Genomic DNA, 16,944 nt, shown 5'->3' on the forward strand with positions numbered 1-16,944 from the left:
GGTCAGCCTCCGCTGGCGGCGGTGTCGGCCAGGGTGCGGGCGATCAGGCGCTCGGCAAGGCCGATCTTGAATTCGTTGGTGGGTTGCGGCCGGGCGCCGGCGACTGCGGCCCGTCCGGCCGCCTTGTAGGACGCTCCATTGGCCGGCGCGCCGGCCAGCTCGCGTTCGGCGGCGCGGGGGTGCCACGGCTTGTGCGCCACGCCGCCCAGGGCGAGCCGCACATCGCGGACCGTGCCGCGGCCGATATCCAGGATGGCGGCGACCGAAACGACCGCGAAGGCAAAGGACGCGCGATCACGCACCTTGCGATAGGTCTGCCGGCCGGCCGGTGGAGGGGGCAGGATGATCGCCGTGATCAGCTCGCCGGGGGCGAGAGTGGTGTCGTGGTCGGGCGTCTCCTCGGGCAGGCGATGCAGCGCCGAGATCGGCAAGGTGCGCACCACGCCGGACGGCGCATGGACCTCGATTTCCGCTTGCAGGACCGTCAAGGCTACCGCCATGTCGGACGGATGCACCGCGATGCAGTCGCGACTGGCGCCCAGGATGGCGTGCAGGCGAGAGTAGCCGCCGATCGCCGAGCAGCCGCTGCCCGGCTGCCGTTTATTGCAACGCATATGGACGTCATAAAAATAGGGGCAGCGGGTGCGCTGCATGAGGTTTCCGCCAGCCGTGGCCTGGTTGCGCAACTGTCCTGAGGCGCCGTTCAGCAAGGCCTCAGCGAGAACCGGATAGCGCTCGCGCACCCGCGGGTCGCTCGCGATATCGGTGTTGCTCACGAGTGCGCCGATACGCAGGCCGCCCTCCGCCGTCGCGTTGAAGTCGCGCAGCGGCAGCGCGGAGATGTCGACCAGATTGGTCGGGCGTTCGACGTCGACCTTCATCAGGTCGAGAAGATTGGTGCCGCCGGCGATGAACTTGCCGCCGATCTGGCTCGCCGACTGGGTCGCTGCCGCGATGCTGGTCGGACGTTCGAAGGTGAACGGTCTCATCCGGCGCGCCCCTGCCGACTGTCGAGGATTGCGGCGACGATGTTGGGATAGGCCGAGCAGCGACAGATGTTGCCGCTCATGCGCTCGCGGACCTCCGTGGCGGTGAGCGAAGGGTTTGCAGCGACGCTGGCCATCGCGGCGGATGGCACGCCGTGCTCGATTTCCCGCAACATGCCCACGGCGGAGCAGATCTGGCCGGGTGTGCAAAACCCGCACTGCAATCCGTCGTGTTTCCAGAAGGCCTGCTGCATGGGATGTAGCGTCTCGGCCTCGCTCAGCCCTTCGATGGTGACAATCTCGTCACCGTTGCGCATGGCGAGCAGCGACAGGCACGAGTTCAGGCGTACGCCATTCACCAGCACGGTGCAGGCGCCGCACTGGCCGTGGTCGCAGCCCTTCTTGCTGCCGGTCAGGCCGAGATGGTCACGCAGCGCGTCGAGCAGCGTCGTGCGCGGATCGAGCGTCAGCTCCTGCACCTGGCCATTGACCGTGAGGCGTGTGGTGAGCTTTGTGGCGGGCGGCGCCGGCCGGGTCTCGGGCACGGCGGCAGGAGCCTTGGTCTGGGCCTGCAGTTCGCGGCTGAAGACTGCCGCCATGATCGAGGCGAACCCCAGCAAGCGGCGGGTGATGGCCGAGGGTGACTGGGAAGAAATGGTCATGACGGACGATCAACGAAGGATTGCGGCTCTCGTTGCATCGCGTGCGGGGTAAGATCGCCGCGGAGGGCGGAGGCCCGGACGGGTGCGCCAGAACGTGGGATCGGGGGATATGACGAGAATTCTGCTGACGCGACACGGCCATGTCGAAGGCATCAAGCCGGAGCGGTTTCGTGGCCGTGCCGAGTTGCAGCTGACCGCACAGGGCATTGCCGAGGCCAAGGCGCTGGCGGCGCGGATCGTGCGGCAGTGGAAGCCGGCCAAGGTCTACAGCAGCGCCCTGCAACGTTGCGTGCTGACGGGTAGAGCGATTGCCCAGGCGGCGGGGGTGGTGGCGGAGCCGCTCGCCGGCCTGATGGATATCGACTACGGCGCCTGGCAGATGCGGACCCACGAGGAGATCGAGCAGGAGATGCCTGATGCTTATCGCTTGTGGCGCACGGCGCCGCAGCGCGTGCGCTTCCCCGGCGGTGAATCGCTGCAGGACGTGATGGCGCGGACTGCCGACGTGTTGCGCTTGGTGCTGGTTGAGCATGCCGCCGACACGGTCGTGCTGGTCGGGCACGACAGCGTCAATCGCGCGATCCTGATGCAGCTCCTCGACATGCCGCTGGCTGCCTACGGGCGTCTTACCCAAGACCCTTGCACCCTGAATGAGATCGAGGTCTCCGCCGCTGGGGACAGCCGCATCCATCGGATCAACGACACCAGCCACCTGGGATGAACAATTCCTTCCGGGACTTCGCCAGTCAGGCCTTGACCGGTGGGCCGGCTTCTCCGAGTAGAGCCTCACCATGACGACCTTTCCCTATGATGTGATCGTGGTCGGCGGGGGGCACGCTGGGTGCGAGGCTGCGGCTGCCGCGGCGCGCGTCGGTGCGCGGACACTCCTGCTGACCCACCGAATCGACACGATCGGTGAGATGTCCTGCAACCCGGCCATCGGGGGTCTGGGCAAGGGTCACTTGGTTCGCGAGATCGATGCCCTGGACGGCGTCATGGGGCGGGCGATCGATCGCGCCGGCATCCAGTTCCGGACACTCAATCTTTCAAAAGGACCCGCTGTCCGGGGGCCGCGGGCTCAAGCTGATCGGAAGCTTTACCGGCAAGCCATGCAGGCTTTATTGGCCGAGCAGAAGAACCTGAAGATCGGCGCCGATGCTGTTGCAGATATCATCGTTGATTCTCGTGGAAGTTGTGTTGGGGTCTTGACCGAGTCAGGGTCCTGCATCGGCGCCGGGCGGGTGGTCCTGACGACGGGGACCTTTTTGCGCGGACTGATCCACCTTGGCGAGACTACGATTCCCGCCGGACGGGCGCGCGGCCAGCGTGACGGTGTGCCTGCCGATCTTGCTGCCGATGCTGTGGAGCAGCCGTCGACAGCCCTGGCGGATCGCTTGGCCGCCCTGGGCTTCAGGCTAGGCCGACTGAAGACGGGGACGCCGGCGCGCCTGGACGGGCGCACCATCGACTATGCAGCACTTGAACGCCAGGAGGGAGACGATCCGCCGATGCCGTTCTCCACTCTCACAGATCGAATCACGACGCCCCAGATCGCCTGCCATATCACCAGCACGTCGGCTGCAACGCACGAGCTCATCCGGGCCAATTTGCAACGATCACCGATGTACTCGGGGCAGATTGCAAGCGTAGGGCCCCGCTACTGTCCGTCGATCGAGGACAAGGTGGTTCGGTTCGGTCAGCGCGACCGCCATCAGATCTTCCTTGAGCCGGAAGGGCTCGATGATCCGACGGTCTATCCCAATGGCATCTCGACGTCGCTGCCGCGGGACGTTCAGGTTGCCATGCTGAAGACCATTCGGGGGCTGGAGCAGGCAGTAATGCTCCGTCCCGGCTATGCCATCGAGTACGACCACATCGATCCGAGGGAGCTTCATCCTACCCTCGAGACTCGGCGGATTCCGGGCCTGTACATGGCCGGCCAGATCAATGGTACGACAGGCTACGAGGAGGCGGCAGCGCAGGGGCTGATGGCAGGCCTGAACGCGACGTTGGCCGAACCGTTCGTCGTCGATCGGGCAGACGGGTATCTCGGCGTGCTGATCGACGACTTGGTGAGTCTAGGCGTGACGGAGCCGTATCGGATGTTCACGTCGCGCGCCGAGTATCGGTTGTGGTTGAGGGCGGATAATGCCGATCAGCGCCTGACGCCGCGGGGTCTCGCCATTGGCTGCGTGTGCGGTGAGCGGGCGCGCGTGTTTCACGTGAAACAAGCAGCCTTGGCATCAGCCCGGGAGTTGGCGGCAGGACTCAGGCTCAGCCCCTCCGTGCTGGCCAAAAGAGGTATCGCCATCAATCAGGACGGCATTCCCCGATCGGCGCTGGATCTCCTGGCCTACCCGGACATCGCCTGGGTTCGCCTGGTTGACCTTTGGCCGGAGCTGTCTCGGATTCCGGATGGTATTGTCGAGCAACTGACCATCGACGCCCGTTACGAAGGCTACCTGGCCCGGCAGCGCACCGACATCGCTGCCTATCGACGGGACGAGGCGCTGGAACTCCCCGCAGACCTCGACTACGCCGCCATCGGCAGCCTGTCGAATGAAGTGAGGCAGAAGCTGCAGGCGCACAAGCCGGCCACTCTTGGGCAGGCAGGTCGGATCTCTGGCGTCACCCCGGCTGCCCTGATGGCCCTTCTGAAGCACGTCCGAAGGCGCGCCGCCTAGTCCTTCAATTCAGGTTTGGAGACTGCGTTCGCCGGCCGTCGTGCTTTTTCCGGCCTGCAGGGGGTGATACTGCAAAGGACGGCGGCTCTCTAATTGATGTGCTATATTTTTCTATGTTCGCCAAGTCCTTGCCTGTCAGACTCGTAAACGCCTTTCCAGACCGATGAGTGCAATCCCGCTTGGGCGGGCGGCGTTCATAGGGGAAATGGCCGGCTTGGGGGTCGATGTTTCACGTGAAACAATCGAAAGACTGCAAGCCCTCGTTGATACGCTTGGTCGCTGGCAGAAATCCATCAATCTGATTGGTCGTGGCACAGTCGATGACGTATGGAACCGTCATGTTCTGGATTCCGCTCAGCTCCTGCCGCTAATACCCCGGACGGCTGAAACGCTGGTCGATCTCGGTAGTGGCGGTGGGTTTCCGGGCTTGGTGATTGCCGCCCTGGTACCGCATCTGCGGGTCACGCTGATCGAAGCCGATGCCCGCAAAGCAGCCTTTCTCGCAGAGGCTGCCCGGCGGATGGGTCTCGAAAGGACGGCCATCATTCGCATCGGCCGGATCGAAGCAGTGGAGCCTGTCAAATCGGATGTCGTCACCGCCCGTGCGCTCGCGCCCTTGAGCCAGTTGCTCTCTTGGGCGGCCCGGCATCGAGGCGATACCACTATTTGCCTTTTCCACAAGGGTAAAGGTTGGCAGGCAGAGTTGACCGAGGCCATGAAGAGCTGGGACATTTCCCTCCAACCCTCAAACAGTATAACTCACATTGACGCCGTCATCCTTCGAATCGGCCCCTTCTCCCTCCGGGGAACCGGCAGCGCCTAGCCACGGCCCGGCGGTACAAATCTTTGCCATCGCCAATCAAAAGGGTGGCGTCGGAAAGACGACAACGGCAACGAACCTCGCGACCGCCTTGGCGGCCGTGGGCGAGACGGTGCTACTGATAGATCTCGATCCGCAGGGCAATGCGTCGACAGGCTTGGGATTGGAGAGAAGTGAGCGCTCACCCGGAACCTATGAATTCCTCCTTGGTTTGGCACCTCTCGACGCCTGTGTGCGACCAACGCAAATCCCCAACCTGTCGGTGATGCCGGCGTCGGTGTCGCTGGCCGGCGCCGAGATCGAGCTGATCGACGTCGAGCGCCGAGAGCATCGGTTTCTGGAAGCGCTGAACGCTCCGGAGAGCCAAGCTCTTTCCCGCTTCACGACCATTCTGATCGATTGCCCGCCGTCTCTCGGTCTCGTGACCCTGAACGCCCTCGTGGCGGCCGATGCTGTCCTGGTTCCGCTACAGGCCGAGTTCTTGGCGCTCGAGGGTATCGGCGCCTTGTCCAACACGGTCGAACGAGTCAAGAGAAGACTCAATCCTAAGTTGCATATTTACGGCGTCGTGCTCACCATGGTCGACCGCCGCATGACGCTCAGTCAGCAGGTCGAAGCCGATGTGCGACGGCACTTCGGCGAGCTTGTCTTTGGTACAACGATACCGCGTAATGTTCGCATCGCCGAGGCGCCCTCGCACGGCATGCCGGTGCTGATCTACGACAGTGCCTGCGCCGGCGCCCAGGCCTACATCCTGCTGGCCAGCGAGTTCATCCGCCGCCGTCGCCCCGCACCCGAAATCCCGACAGACATGGTGTCCCATGAGCCCACCTCCTAAAGCACGCGGCCTCGGTCGCGGTCTGTCTGCCTTGCTGGGCGACGATGACGTCGCGACCGCCGTCGCTCCCGCACCGCCACAATCTTCAAGCGAGGCACCTGCGACTGCGCACGCCTCCGCCTTCGTCTCCAGCCGCCCACCGACAACCTTGCCGATCGGCCAGCTCAAGGCCGGAAAGATGCAGCCGCGTACCAGCTTCGAAGGCATCGACGTGCTGGTCGATTCGATCAAGGAGTTCGGTCTGCTGCAACCGATCCTTGTGCGTCCGGCAGGCGGGCAGCCCGACAGCTACGAGATCGTCGCCGGCGAGCGACGCTGGCGCGCTGCCCAGAAGGCGCAGCTCCACGAGGTGCCGGTCGTCGTCCGCACGATGGGCGATCTCGACGCGCTGCAGCTCGGGTTGATCGAGAATCTCCAACGTGCCGACTTGTCGGCCATCGACGAGGCGCGCGGCTATCGCCGACTGATGACCGACTTCACCCAGACCCAGGAGGACGTGGCCAAGGTCGTGGGCAAGAGCCGACCCCACGTCGCCAATACGCTGCGCCTGCTGGAACTGCCGGCGCCAGTGCAGGAGATGGTGCAGCGCGGCGCGCTGTCGGCCGGCCAGGCAAGAACCCTGGTCGGGGTGCCTGATGCCCTGGCGCTGGCCAAGCGAGCCAGCGAGGAGAAGCTGTCGGTGCGCGAGCTCGAGCGTCTGCGCAACGAGGCCGCCCAGCCGCCGCCGGCGGCCGGAGGCCGGGGTGGCAAGGTCGCCTCGCCTGCCAGCCCCAAGAGCGCCGACACGCGGGCATTGGAGCGACGCATCGAGGAAGCCCTGGGCATCAAGGCCGACCTGCGGCTGCGTGGCCTCGGTGAGCAGAGTGTGCTGACCCTGGAGATCCGTGATTTCGACCAGCTCGACTCGGTGGTCGACAAGCTGACCCGGCGGTAGAGGACAACCCTAGAGCGTGATTGCTTCAAGTGGAAACCTCACCCTGAGGAGCCACGCAGAGCGTGGCGTCTCGAAGGGGCGGCGACAGACGTGATTGGGTCGACCCTTCGAGACGCGGCCTGCGGCCGCTCCTCAGGATGAGGTCTCCTTTGGTGCTACAACCAAAAAAATCATGCTTAGCCTACCGACGACGCTGCCTGGCGCCCTGGGCGGCCAAGGCCAGGCGGAGGCAGAGCCGGCGGACGATGGCCTTGTCGGGCAAGCCCGTGCGCTTGCAGTCCATCTCGGCATCGAGAATCACGCTCAGGGCGGCGCCGAGCCGCGGCAGCGGCCACGCCTGGAGGTGGCGTCCGAAGCGCACGCGCACGGGCCCGCCGCGCGGCAAGGCGCGGGCCTTGAACATGGCCGCTTCCAGGTTGCCGCTAGCGGCAGCATGCGAGGCTACTACATGGAGCTGGTCGACATGGCGCTGCAGTGCCCGCACAAGTTGCACGGCATTGCCGCCTTCAGCGAACACCCGGTCGAGGGCGCGGTCGAGGGTGGCGAGCTCGCCGTCGAAGGTTGCGGCGACGACCTCGTCGATGCCGATCGCCGCGGTATCGCCCAGCACCGCGAAGGCATCGTCGAGCGACACCATGCGGGTGCTGTCGCCTTCCTTGTAGAGCATGAGCTTGTCGATTTCGCTGCGGCTTTGTCCGCGATCGCCGCCCAGCCGTTCGACGATCCAATCCAGGGCGTCGGGATCGACCGTGAGGCCGCGCGCGCGGGAGGCGCTCTCGACCAGCGCCTGCAGGGCCGCCTCGTTGTCCATGTAGCACGGCAAGGCGGCGAGGCAGGGTTCGTTCTCAGCCAGGGTCCGCAGGCCCGAGCGCGGCGGCAGGTTGCCGCCTTCGATCACCACCAGTGCGTCTCCCGCGGTGGCGGCGACCAGGTTCTCGACCGCCGCAACGACTTCCTCGCCGGCCGGCCGCACGCGAACCACCCGTCGTCCGCCCATCAGGGAGATCGCGCCGAACTCATCGGCCAACCGCGCCGGATCGGCCTTGAGGACGTCGCCGCCGATATCGACGACCCGGAACGGATCCTTGAGATCCTCGCACACCGTTCTGGCCAGCGCGACCGCCCGTTCGGCGATCAGGCCGTCATCGTTTCCGTAGACGACGATGCCGCGAACGGTTGCATCCGGCTTCTTGAGGAAGGCGTCGACCTGGCGCGGCTCGATCTTCACGCGTGCTCACACAACCACGTTCACCAGACGATTGGGAACGACCACCACCCTCTTCTGCGGCTTGCCCGCCATCGCTTTCTGGACGTCGGCGTGGGCCAGGGCGGCTGAGGTGTTCGCCTCCTTCGAGGAGTCCTTCGGCATCTGGATCGTGCCGCGCAGCTTGCCGTTGACCTGCAGCGCGATCGTCACGGTGTCGTCGACCAGCAGGGCATCCTCGGCCGCCGGCCAAGGCGAATCAGCAAGCAGCGCCGTGTGGCCGAGCGCCTGCCACAACTCCTCGGCGAGATGCGGCGTCATCGGCCCAGCCAGGCGCACGAAGATCTCGAGCGCCTCGCGGCGCGCCCAGCGGCTGCTCTCGTCGGCCGGCGCGAAGCCGTCGATCGTGTTGGCGAGCTCGTAGAGCCGGGCGACGGCCTTGTTGAAATGGAAGGCTTCGATGTCGGTCGAGACGCCGGCAACCGCCTTGTGCGCGGCGCGCCGGAGATCGGTTGCCGCACTCGTGAACTGGGCAGGCCTCGGCGTGCCGACCGCCGGCAGGTCGCTGAGCGCCGTCGAAGCGATGCGGAACAGCCGCTGCTGGAAACGCCAGGCGCCGGTGACCCCGGCCTCCGTCCATTCCAGATCGCGCTCCGGCGGCGAGTCCGAGAGCATGAACCAGCGCGCCGTATCCGCTCCGTAGTCGTGAATGATCTGGTCCGGATCGACCACGTTCTTCTTCGACTTGGACATTTTTTCCGAGCGGCCGACCTGGACGGGGGTCTTGTCGGAGAGGCGCACGACGGCACCGCCCGTGGTGCGCTCGACCTCCTCCGGCAAAAGCCAGGAGCCGTCGGCGGCGCGATAGGTCTCGTGGCAAACCATGCCCTGGGTGAACAGGCCGTCGAATGGCTCGTCGCGACTGGTCATCTGGACCTCGCGCATGGCGCGTGTCCAAAAGCGCGAGTAGAGCAGATGCAGGATCGCATGCTCGACGCCGCCGATATATTGATCGACCGGCATCCAGTAGTGGTTCTCCTCGCGGTCGAACGGCGCGCTCGCCAAGCGGGGCGAGGTGAAGCGGTCGAAGTACCAGCTCGAATCGATGAACGTGTCGAACGTGTCGGTCTCGCGCCGCGCCGGCTTGCCGCACGATGGGCAGGCGACGTGCTTCCAGGTCGGATGGTGGTCGAGCGGATTGCCCGGGCGGTCGAAGGTGACGTCCTCCGGCAGCTCGACCGGCAGGTCCTTTTCCGGCACCGGCACGACGCCGCAACTCTCGCAATGGATCGCCGGGATCGGGCATCCCCAATAGCGTTGGCGCGACACCAGCCAGTCGCGCAGCCTGTACTGGACGGTGCCGCGACCGACGCCCATCTCCTCCAGGCGTGCGATCACGGCGGCCTTCGCTTCCTCGACCGGCAGACCGTCGAGGAAATCGGAATTGATGATCACGCCATCCTCGACGAATGCCGCCTTGGCGACGCTGAAGCTCGCGGCATCGCCATCCCGCGGCATGACGACGGGGATGATCGGCAGGCCATACTTGGTGGCGAACTCGTGGTCGCGCTCGTCGTGGCCCGGGCAGCCGAAGATGGCGCCCGTGCCGTACTCCATCAGAACGAAGTTGGCGGCATAGACCGGAACGGTCCTGCTGGGTATCAGCGGATGCTTGGCGAGCAATGGCAACCGGAAACCCATCTTCTCGGCTGTCTCGAGCTCGGCCGCTGCCGTTCCGGTCTTGCGGCATTCGGCGACGAAGTGCTGCAGGGCCGGATCGCGCTCGGCCAGCTCGGCGACCAGCGGGTGCTCGGCCGACAACGCCATGAACGACGCGCCATACAGCGTGTCCGGCCGCGTGGTGAAGATCTCGAGCTGGCCCCAATCCTGTCCGGAAGAGGCGGCGCCGGAGGCATCGGCGAGCTGCCAGAAGACGCGCGCGCCGCGGCTCTTGCCGATCCAGTTGGCCTGCATCAGGCGCACCTTCTCGGGCCAGCGGTCGAGCGTATCCAGCCGCTCGAGCAGCTCGTCGGCGAAGGTCGTGATCTTGAGGTTCCACTGGGTGAGCTTGCGACGCTCGACCGGCGCGCCGGTACGCCAGCCCTTGCCTTCGATGACCTGCTCGTTGGCGAGCACGGTGTTGTCGACCGGATCCCAGTTGACCCAGGCCTCGCGGCGATAGGCGAGGCCTGCCTTCCAGAAGTCGAGGAACATCTTCTGCTGGTGGCGGTAGTAGGCCGGATCGCAGGTCGCCAGCTCGCGGCTCCAGTCGAGCGACAATCCCATCGACTTCAGCTGCGCCTTCATGGTCGCGATGTTCTCGTAGGTCCATTTGCGCGGGTGGATTTTCTTCTCCATCGCGGCGTTCTCGGCCGGCAGGCCGAACGCATCCCAGCCCATTGGATGCAGCACGTTGAAGCCTCGCGCCCGCTTGTAGCGCGCCACCACGTCTCCCTGGGTGTAGTTGCGGACGTGGCCCATGTGAATGCGCCCCGACGGATAGGGGAACATCTCGAGGACGTAGTATTTGGGCCGGGCGCGATCCATCTCGGCGCGGAAAGTCTGGCGATCGTCCCAAACCTTCTGCCATTTGGCTTCGGTCTCGCGGAAATTGTAGCGGGCTGGCGTCGACGACACGGAAGGACCCCGAAAAAGACTGCGGCCGCAGCGGATGCCCGCTGCGGCCGCAGTCGTCAAGCGTTGCGATGGCGCTCGCAGCCGAGGATCAGCCCGACTTGACCCGATCAGGCCGGCCCGATCAGGAACCGCCGGCGATGCGGAGCTGGCGTGCGCGGGTGAGGATGGCGTTCTCGATGTCGATGTTGGTGCGCGGATCGACCTGGGCGTCGACCCAGTTGCCGCCGCGCGGCGACGTCGTCTGCTTGAACACCGCCACCCGCACGCCATCAGCCCTGAGATCCCGGTCGAGGATAGTGACCTGGACCTTCATGCGCTCGTTGGGTGTTTCAGCCGGCGTGTACCAGTCGGTGATGATCACGCCGCCGAACGGATCGGCCGAGACCAGGGGAATGAAATTGATGGTGTCGAGCGAGGCCCGCCACAGGTAGGCGTTCACAGCCACGCCTGTTCCACTATCGATCTGCTTCTCGGCCTTGCTGCCGAACAGGCCACCCGGCCCGAACAGGCTTCCCTGCTCGCGATTCTGGCCGCCGAGGCCCTGGACCATGTCCCGCGAGTTACGGTCGTTCGAGGGTCCGCTCTTGGTCTCTTTCACGGCGTTGGGGTTGCCGCCACAGCCAGCAAGGCCAGCGGCGATCAAACTCAGTCCGACTGCAAGGATTTTTGCGCGGTGCGACGAGCGCGGCATCGTTGGCGTCCTTTCATGGCCACGATAACACTGCGGCGGGCCGGACCATAAAGGGACGATGCTATCGCTGCAAGTGACTCCCGGTGGAGCGTTCAATGTTAGTCCTTTCAGGCAATTCACTGAGATCTGTGCATTTTATGGAAAAACCAACAAGTAGGGCTAGCCTTTGGCTTGTCTAGGATTTATCGAAGAAAAGCTACTCGCGCAGCTCTCCCGAATTGTGACAAAGACGCCACAGGTGAGGGCAGAATCGAGCGCTGGCGCGTCGATTCCTTGACCCCCGAGGGGCCCCAATGGTTCTATATGGCGGCCGTATTGGCGGGGCCGTGTGTCGCCGGGTCTCTCGGGCTCCCACTTCCGCCGGTCGGACAGGCCTTGTGGTACGTACCAGTCTCTGATCAATGAGAGAGGGAGAATGATGAAAAAGCTTCTACTCGGCTCGAGATGGGCTTGGGAGGTTATTATACCTTCTACGCCATGGCGGGTGGCGTCGATTCGACCTACGCCTTCAACGGCAGCGTGACGGCCTACAAGGGCTTCGCGTTCATTCAGGAAGGTGAAATCCACTTCCTCGGTCAGACCAAGCTGGACAACGGCACGTCGGTCGGTCTGACCGTCGAGCTCGAAGCGTGGAATCCGAGCACGGGCGCGACCGGCGCGGCGCTGCAGATCGACGAAGCGTTCCTGTACGCCTTCGGCGACTGGGGCCGTGTCGAGTTGGGCGCGCGCGATGCGGCCACTTATCGTATGTACTACGGCACGCCATCGGCCCTGATCGGTTGGGGCGCCATCCAGCACAACCACAACTGGGCCAACTCGTCCGTCATCGCGAACAACAAGGCGTATGCCCGTACGATGGCGACGACGATCACGCCGACGTGGCAGGACGTCAACCGTATCAACTACTTCACGCCGCGCTTCCAGGGTCTGCAGATCGGTGTCGGTTATGCGCCCAAGATGAACGGTGGTATCGGTGCGGGACAAGGCATGGCCACCGGCCCGGCCGGTCAGGCGGGTGTCTGCGGCTATCAGCAGGCGGCCAACCCGAACAACTGTCCGACCGCAGACTACTCGTACCAGGATGCGATCGATATCGGCGCCAACTACCTGAACAAGTTCGGCGATCTGACCGTCGCGCTCTACGGCGCGTTCGCCTATGCCAGCTTCGTTCCCGGCTACATGCCGTTCGGCGCCTCGGCCAACATGGTGACGGGTGCCAACTACGCGGCATGGAAGCAGTGGGTCTTCGGCGCGCAGTTCGGCTATGCCGGCTTCACCGTTGGCGGCGCGATCGGCTGGGACAACAACGGCCTCGGCTCGAACTACTTCACCGGGATCGACAACGACACCCGGTTCTACACCGCCGGCATCATGTACGAGACCGGTCCGTGGCAGATGTCGTTCATGTGGGCCGGCTTCTACAATACCAACGGCAACGGCTCCGCCAGCGTGACCGCGATTGCTCCGGGCACCAACGCTCAGACGCTCAATATCGCGGGGGCCGGCGGTATTCCCGGTGTCAACAGCACTGCGTTCAACGGCAATCCCGCCACCTCGCTGCTGTTCGGATCGGAAACCGTCAACAAGTGGGAAATCGGCGTCAATTACGCGCTCGGGCCCGGAATCAAGCTTGTCGGCGGTGCCCAGCTGTACACTGCATCGGGCCCCACAAACCTCGTCAGTGGCAATTCGTGGGTCATCCAGCTCGGCATGGACCTGCGCTTCTAGTCGTAGATCGAATCCATCAACGGGAAGAGCGGGCGAAAGCCCGCTCTTTTCGTTCGGGCCTAGGCTCCTGAGCCCTGCGCGCTTCGTTCAGGTATTCCGTCGCCCGACGATATTGACGAACAGGGTGGGCAGGTAGGTACGCGACACCGGCAACCGCTCGGTCGCCTGGCGCGCCAGCACGGCGCGATTGTCTTCATGGTCGAGCACGAGCTGAAACAACCCCTGCTCGACCCCGGCGGCCTGCGGCTCGAGATCGGGTTTGCCGTCACGGACCACGCGGTAGGCGACATCGAGGCCGACATCGCCGCCGCTGTAGAATGACGACACGATGTCCAAGCGCGCGAACATCAGCATCAGGCCACGCACCGAGAAGCGCCAGTAGTCGTCAGGAGCAGCGTGGAAGGCTTGCGACCAGGGCGTGGCGATGTAAGCCAGGCCGCCGGGCTTCAGGATCTGTTCGATGTTGCGCGCCGCCTTGCCAGGGTGCCGCGTATGCTCGAGCACATGGCAGCAGATCACGAGGTCAAAGGGCTCGTCCCCGAGCTTGCCGAGCAGTGTCCTGAGGGTGCCACAGATGTCGAGCACGCAGTCGACGTTCGACCCTCCCTGGAGGTCGATACCGACGAAGCGGGCATGGTTGCCGAAGCGCTTTGCAACGAGGGCGCGCCAGTTGCGTTCGTTGCGATCCGACGCGACGGTGCGCGATCCGACCTGAAGGATGCGCGGTGCCCGCTTGCCGCACGCGTCGGCAGTCTGGTCGAGCAGCCGTTCGACCTCGCGGGTGACGCTGGTGCCGACGACGCGCAGCTCTCCCCGCGATTGGGCAGGCGGGGCGTCGCCGGCCGCGCTCATTCGCGCACGACCAGGACGTGCATGCGACGTGGCCCATGCGCGCCGAGCTCGATGGTCTGCTCGATATCGCCGGTGCGCGACGGTCCGGTGATCGTGTTGACGGTGCGTGGCATGCGATCCTTGCCATACCGTGCGCGCAGTCGGGTCCACACGTCCTCGTAGCCGCCGACGATGTCGCTCTCGCGCAGAACGACGACGTGCGTGGGGGGCAGCAGATTTAGGGTAACCGGATGATCCGGCCCGGAGGTCATCACCAGCGTGCCGGTCTCGGCGATGCCGGCAAAGGCGCCGGTGATCGATATATGATCGGTGCCTTCCGCACGGCCCTTGTGCAGGGACAGCATCTTCTGGCTGCCCCAGTCGAAGCGATCGAGGGCGGCACCGGGCGCCATGACGGCTTCAGCGGGCAGGTTGTTGCGGGCCAGATAGCCGACGACCTCGGCCGGCACCTGGTTCACGCCAACTCGCGCAACAGTTGCGTTGTTCGCCTCTGCCCACTGGCAGAACAACGCGACCTTCTCGGCTTGCGGCAGGGCGGCGCGCGCAACCGCGGGACCGCGCGGCGGCTGAGCCAGGCGTGCCTCGGCCTCCTCCCGGCCCGCGCCCGACAACGCGTCGCGGCGCAGCGCGCGGCGAATGCCGTTCAGAATCTGCATCCGCGCCGTACCGTTGTCGCTCCGGTTCATGGCCGCCGCCGCTGCCATTGCACATGAAACGTGCCGCCGGGTTCGGGCGCCGGGAAGTCGCGAAAGCGCGTCCAGCCGCCGGCCAGCGGCAGGCTGCGGTAACGGCCGTCGACGCGGCCGAACAAGCCGAGCACCCGATTGGCCAGCGACGTCAGTCGGCGGTACAGGCGCGGCCGGCGCGCCAAGAAACCCCACAGGGCGAGGCCTTGGCGCACGGCCTTGGGGGTGAGATGGCGTTCGAATTCGCGCTCGCGCCAGTGGCGCATCAACCCGGGCAGGGGGATGCGAACCGGGCAGACGCTCTCGCACCGACCGCAGAAGGTCGAGGCGTTGGGCAGGTTGCTCGCTTCCTCGAGGCCCACCAGCTGCGGCGTCAGTACCGCGCCGATCGGGCCCGGATAGACCCAGCCGTAGGCATGGCCGCCGATCGCGCCATAGACCGGGCAATGGTTCATGCAGGCGCCGCAGCGGATGCAGCGCAGCATGTCCTCCATCTCGGTGCCCAGCACCGAGGAGCGGCCGTTATCGAGGATGACGACGTGATACTCCTCGGGGCCGTCGAGATCGCCTTCCCGCTTCGGTCCGGTGTTGAGCGTCGTATAGGATGACGATTCCTGCCCCGTCGCCGAGCGTGCCAGGACGCGCAACAGGACCGCTGCGTCCTCGAGGGTCGGGATCACCTTCTCGATGCTTGCCAGCACGATGTGCATCTTCGGCAAGGTATTGGAGAGATCGGCGTTGCCTTCGTTGGTGACCAGCATCGACGATCCGGTCTCGGCGACCAGGAAGTTGGCGCCGGTCAGCCCGACGTCGGCGTCGAGAAACTTCTGGCGCAGCACGTAGCGCGCCTCGGCCACCAGATCGGCGCGCTCGCTGAGCCGCTTGGTGAAGCCGAGCTTGCGATGGTGCTCTAGGAAGGTGTCGGCGACCTGGTCCTTGGTGAGATGGACGGCGGGCGCGATGATGTGGCTGGGCGGCTCGTCGCGCAGCTGGATGATGTATTCGCCGAGATCGGTCTCGATCGGCGCGATGCCCATCTCCTCGAGATGCTCGTTGAGCGCGATCTCCTCAGCCACCATCGACTTCGACTTGGCAACGGTCCTGGCGCCGACGCTGCGGCAAAGCTCGCCGATGATGCGCCGTGCATCCTCGGCGGTGGGCGCCCAATGGACGTGGCCGCCCAGCGCCGTCACCTTGCGCTCGAACTCCTCGAGGTAGAAATCGAGATTGGCCAGCGCGTGGTTCTTGATGTCGCGCGCGCGATCACGCAGGACCTCGAACTCGGGCAGGCGCTCGGCCGCCTGACGACGGCGCTCGGAGAACCCGACCTTCAGCTTGCCGAGTGAATCCTGCAGGTTCGGATCGGCCAGGGCTGTGCCGACATTGTCCTTGAAGTCGTGCGCGGTGGAGTGCATCAGCGCGGGTTCCAGCCGGCCTCGCCGATCGGAGCGCTGTCGCCCATGTCGGCCAGCACCTCGGCGACGTGGCGCACGCGCACCGCGCTGCCATCGCGCTGCAGCTTGCCCGCCATGTTCATCAGGCAGCCGAGGTCGCCGGCGAGCAGGGTATCGGCTCCGGAGGCGGCAATGTCGGCGGTCTTCTCGCTGACCATGGCGTTGGAAATGTCCGGATATTTCACGCAGAAGGTGCCGCCGAAGCCGCAGCAGACTTCCGGCGATTCCATCTCGCTGAGCCGCAGGCCCGACACCGAGCCGAGCAGGCGGCGGGGCTGGCCCTTCACGCCGAGCTCGCGCAGGCCCGAGCATGAATCATGGTAGGTCGCGACGCCGTCGTAGCGCGCCGCGACCCGGGTGACCCCCAGGACGTCGACCAGGAACGAGATCAGCTCGTGGCTGCGTTCGGCCAGGCGCTCGGCGCGCGCCTTCATGGCCGGGTCGTCGTCGAACAGTCCCGGGTAATGGTGGCTGAGCATGCCGCCGCACGAACCGGACGGCGCGACCACGGCGTCGTAGCCTTCGAAGGCGTCGATGACCTGTCGGGCGATGCTGCGCGTCGTGGCGCGATCGCCGGAATTGTAGGCCGGCTGGCCGCAGCAGACCTGAAGCGGCGGTACCTCGACCGAGCAACCCGCTTCCTCGAGGAGCTTCACGGCGGCAAAGCCCACCGAGGGGCGGAACAGGTCGACGAGGCAGGTGACGAACAACGCGACGCGGCGGGGCGGCGGACCCGAGCTGGACAGCGGCTTGGACACGACGGGCACA

Annotated in this window: 15 protein-coding genes; 6 read left to right on the forward strand and 9 right to left on the reverse strand. The window is 65.5% G+C overall.

Going from position 1 to position 16,944, the window contains the following annotated elements:
• Window positions 1-2: 2 nt before the first annotated feature.
• Both ACILR9_RS07075 and ACILR9_RS07080 read right to left on the reverse strand, forming a co-directional pair.
• Window positions 3-989: an FAD binding domain-containing protein gene (locus ACILR9_RS07075; protein ID WP_395709204.1), complete on the reverse strand. Its 987-nt coding sequence runs from the start codon at window positions 987-989 to the stop codon at window positions 3-5.
• On the reverse strand, window positions 986-1,648 hold the full coding sequence (locus tag ACILR9_RS07080; RefSeq protein WP_395709205.1) for a 2Fe-2S iron-sulfur cluster-binding protein: 663 nt from the start codon (window positions 1,646-1,648) through the stop codon (window positions 986-988). Before ACILR9_RS07080 ends, ACILR9_RS07075 begins: the two co-directional genes overlap by 4 nt.
• A gap of 109 nt (window positions 1,649-1,757) precedes the next feature.
• On the opposite strand from ACILR9_RS07080, the gene ACILR9_RS07085 reads away from it, so the two are divergent.
• The 5 genes from ACILR9_RS07085 (at window position 1,758) to ACILR9_RS07105 (ending at window position 6,924) form a co-directional block, all read left to right on the forward strand.
• Window positions 1,758-2,369: a histidine phosphatase family protein gene (locus ACILR9_RS07085; protein ID WP_395709206.1), complete on the forward strand. Its 612-nt coding sequence runs from the start codon at window positions 1,758-1,760 to the stop codon at window positions 2,367-2,369.
• 70 nt (window positions 2,370-2,439) lie between these two features.
• Entirely contained in the window at window positions 2,440-4,332 is a 1,893-nt protein-coding gene (gene mnmG / locus ACILR9_RS07090; RefSeq protein WP_395709207.1) for a tRNA uridine-5-carboxymethylaminomethyl(34) synthesis enzyme MnmG, read from the forward strand.
• A 214-nt stretch (window positions 4,333-4,546) separates the two neighbouring features.
• Window positions 4,547-5,155, forward strand: a complete 609-nt coding sequence (gene rsmG / locus ACILR9_RS07095) for a 16S rRNA (guanine(527)-N(7))-methyltransferase RsmG (RefSeq protein ID WP_395709208.1) — start codon at window positions 4,547-4,549, stop codon at window positions 5,153-5,155.
• Entirely contained in the window at window positions 5,097-5,990 is an 894-nt protein-coding gene (locus ACILR9_RS07100; RefSeq protein ID WP_395709209.1) for a ParA family protein, read from the forward strand. The genes rsmG and ACILR9_RS07100 overlap by 59 nt, the downstream gene beginning before the upstream one ends.
• Window positions 5,974-6,924: a ParB/RepB/Spo0J family partition protein gene (locus tag ACILR9_RS07105; protein ID WP_395709210.1), complete on the forward strand. Its 951-nt coding sequence runs from the start codon at window positions 5,974-5,976 to the stop codon at window positions 6,922-6,924. Before ACILR9_RS07100 ends, ACILR9_RS07105 begins: the two co-directional genes overlap by 17 nt.
• Window positions 6,925-7,105: 181 nt before the next feature.
• On the opposite strand, the gene holA is transcribed toward ACILR9_RS07105, so the two are convergent.
• The 3 genes from holA to ACILR9_RS07120 all read right to left on the reverse strand — a co-directional run bounded on the left by holA (window position 7,106) and on the right by ACILR9_RS07120 (window position 11,315).
• Complete coding sequence (gene holA, locus ACILR9_RS07110; protein WP_395709211.1) at window positions 7,106-8,152, reverse strand: DNA polymerase III subunit delta; 1,047 nt, start codon at window positions 8,150-8,152, stop codon at window positions 7,106-7,108.
• A 6-nt stretch (window positions 8,153-8,158) separates the two neighbouring features.
• The gene (gene leuS, locus ACILR9_RS07115) at window positions 8,159-10,765 is read right to left on the reverse strand and encodes a leucine--tRNA ligase (RefSeq protein WP_395709212.1); all 2,607 of its coding nucleotides are present in this window, start codon (window positions 10,763-10,765) and stop codon (window positions 8,159-8,161) included.
• Between the two features lie 121 nt (window positions 10,766-10,886).
• Window positions 10,887-11,315: a DUF3576 domain-containing protein gene (locus ACILR9_RS07120; protein WP_395709213.1), complete on the reverse strand. Its 429-nt coding sequence runs from the start codon at window positions 11,313-11,315 to the stop codon at window positions 10,887-10,889.
• Between the two features lie 591 nt (window positions 11,316-11,906).
• On the opposite strand from ACILR9_RS07120, the gene ACILR9_RS07125 reads away from it, so the two are divergent.
• A complete protein-coding gene (locus ACILR9_RS07125; RefSeq protein ID WP_395709214.1) occupies window positions 11,907-13,184 on the forward strand; it encodes a porin in 1,278 nt (425 codons plus the stop codon).
• 87 nt (window positions 13,185-13,271) lie between these two features.
• Here the strand turns inward: ACILR9_RS07125 and ACILR9_RS07130 are convergent, their stop codons facing one another.
• From ACILR9_RS07130 to ACILR9_RS07145, 4 genes are read right to left on the reverse strand one after another with little or no spacing between them, the layout of a single operon-like run.
• Window positions 13,272-14,036 (reverse strand): class I SAM-dependent methyltransferase, encoded by a 765-nt coding sequence (locus ACILR9_RS07130; RefSeq protein ID WP_395709215.1) that lies wholly within the window; start codon window positions 14,034-14,036, stop codon window positions 13,272-13,274.
• Window positions 14,033-14,722, reverse strand: a complete 690-nt coding sequence (locus ACILR9_RS07135; protein ID WP_395709216.1) for a lactate utilization protein C — start codon at window positions 14,720-14,722, stop codon at window positions 14,033-14,035. Before ACILR9_RS07135 ends, ACILR9_RS07130 begins: the two co-directional genes overlap by 4 nt.
• The gene (locus ACILR9_RS07140; RefSeq protein ID WP_395709217.1) at window positions 14,719-16,137 is read right to left on the reverse strand and encodes a LutB/LldF family L-lactate oxidation iron-sulfur protein; all 1,419 of its coding nucleotides are present in this window, start codon (window positions 16,135-16,137) and stop codon (window positions 14,719-14,721) included. The genes ACILR9_RS07135 and ACILR9_RS07140 overlap by 4 nt, the downstream gene beginning before the upstream one ends.
• Window positions 16,137-16,934, reverse strand: coding sequence for a (Fe-S)-binding protein (locus tag ACILR9_RS07145; RefSeq protein WP_395709218.1), 798 nt, complete (start codon window positions 16,932-16,934; stop codon window positions 16,137-16,139). The genes ACILR9_RS07140 and ACILR9_RS07145 overlap by 1 nt, the downstream gene beginning before the upstream one ends.
• Window positions 16,935-16,944: the final 10 nt, after the last annotated feature.

The organism is Reyranella sp. (assembly GCF_044224635.1).
GTDB lineage: Bacteria > Pseudomonadota > Alphaproteobacteria > Reyranellales > Reyranellaceae > Reyranella.

What these genes read in the sequence shown, in the direction of transcription:
- ACILR9_RS07075 (WP_395709204.1), bottom strand. Translation starts at nt 989, where the DNA reads ATGAGACCGTTCACCTTCGAACGTCCGACCAGCATCGCGGCAGCGACC.
- ACILR9_RS07120 (WP_395709213.1), bottom strand. Translation starts at nt 11,315, where the DNA reads ATGGTCCAGGGCCTCGGCGGCCAGAATCGCGAGCAGGGAAGCCTGTTC.
- ACILR9_RS07135 (WP_395709216.1), bottom strand. Translation starts at nt 14,722, where the DNA reads ATGAACCGGAGCGACAACGGTACGGCGCGGATGCAGATTCTGAACGGC.
- mnmG (WP_395709207.1), top strand. Translation starts at nt 2,440, where the DNA reads ATGACGACCTTTCCCTATGATGTGATCGTGGTCGGCGGGGGGCACGCT.
- ACILR9_RS07080 (WP_395709205.1), bottom strand. Translation starts at nt 1,648, where the DNA reads ATGACCATTTCTTCCCAGTCACCCTCGGCCATCACCCGCCGCTTGCTG.
- ACILR9_RS07130 (WP_395709215.1), bottom strand. Translation starts at nt 14,036, where the DNA reads ATGAGCGCGGCCGGCGACGCCCCGCCTGCCCAATCGCGGGGAGAGCTG.
- ACILR9_RS07085 (WP_395709206.1), top strand. Translation starts at nt 1,758, where the DNA reads ATGACGAGAATTCTGCTGACGCGACACGGCCATGTCGAAGGCATCAAG.
- ACILR9_RS07105 (WP_395709210.1), top strand. Translation starts at nt 5,974, where the DNA reads ATGAGCCCACCTCCTAAAGCACGCGGCCTCGGTCGCGGTCTGTCTGCC.
- ACILR9_RS07140 (WP_395709217.1), bottom strand. Translation starts at nt 16,137, where the DNA reads ATGCACTCCACCGCGCACGACTTCAAGGACAATGTCGGCACAGCCCTG.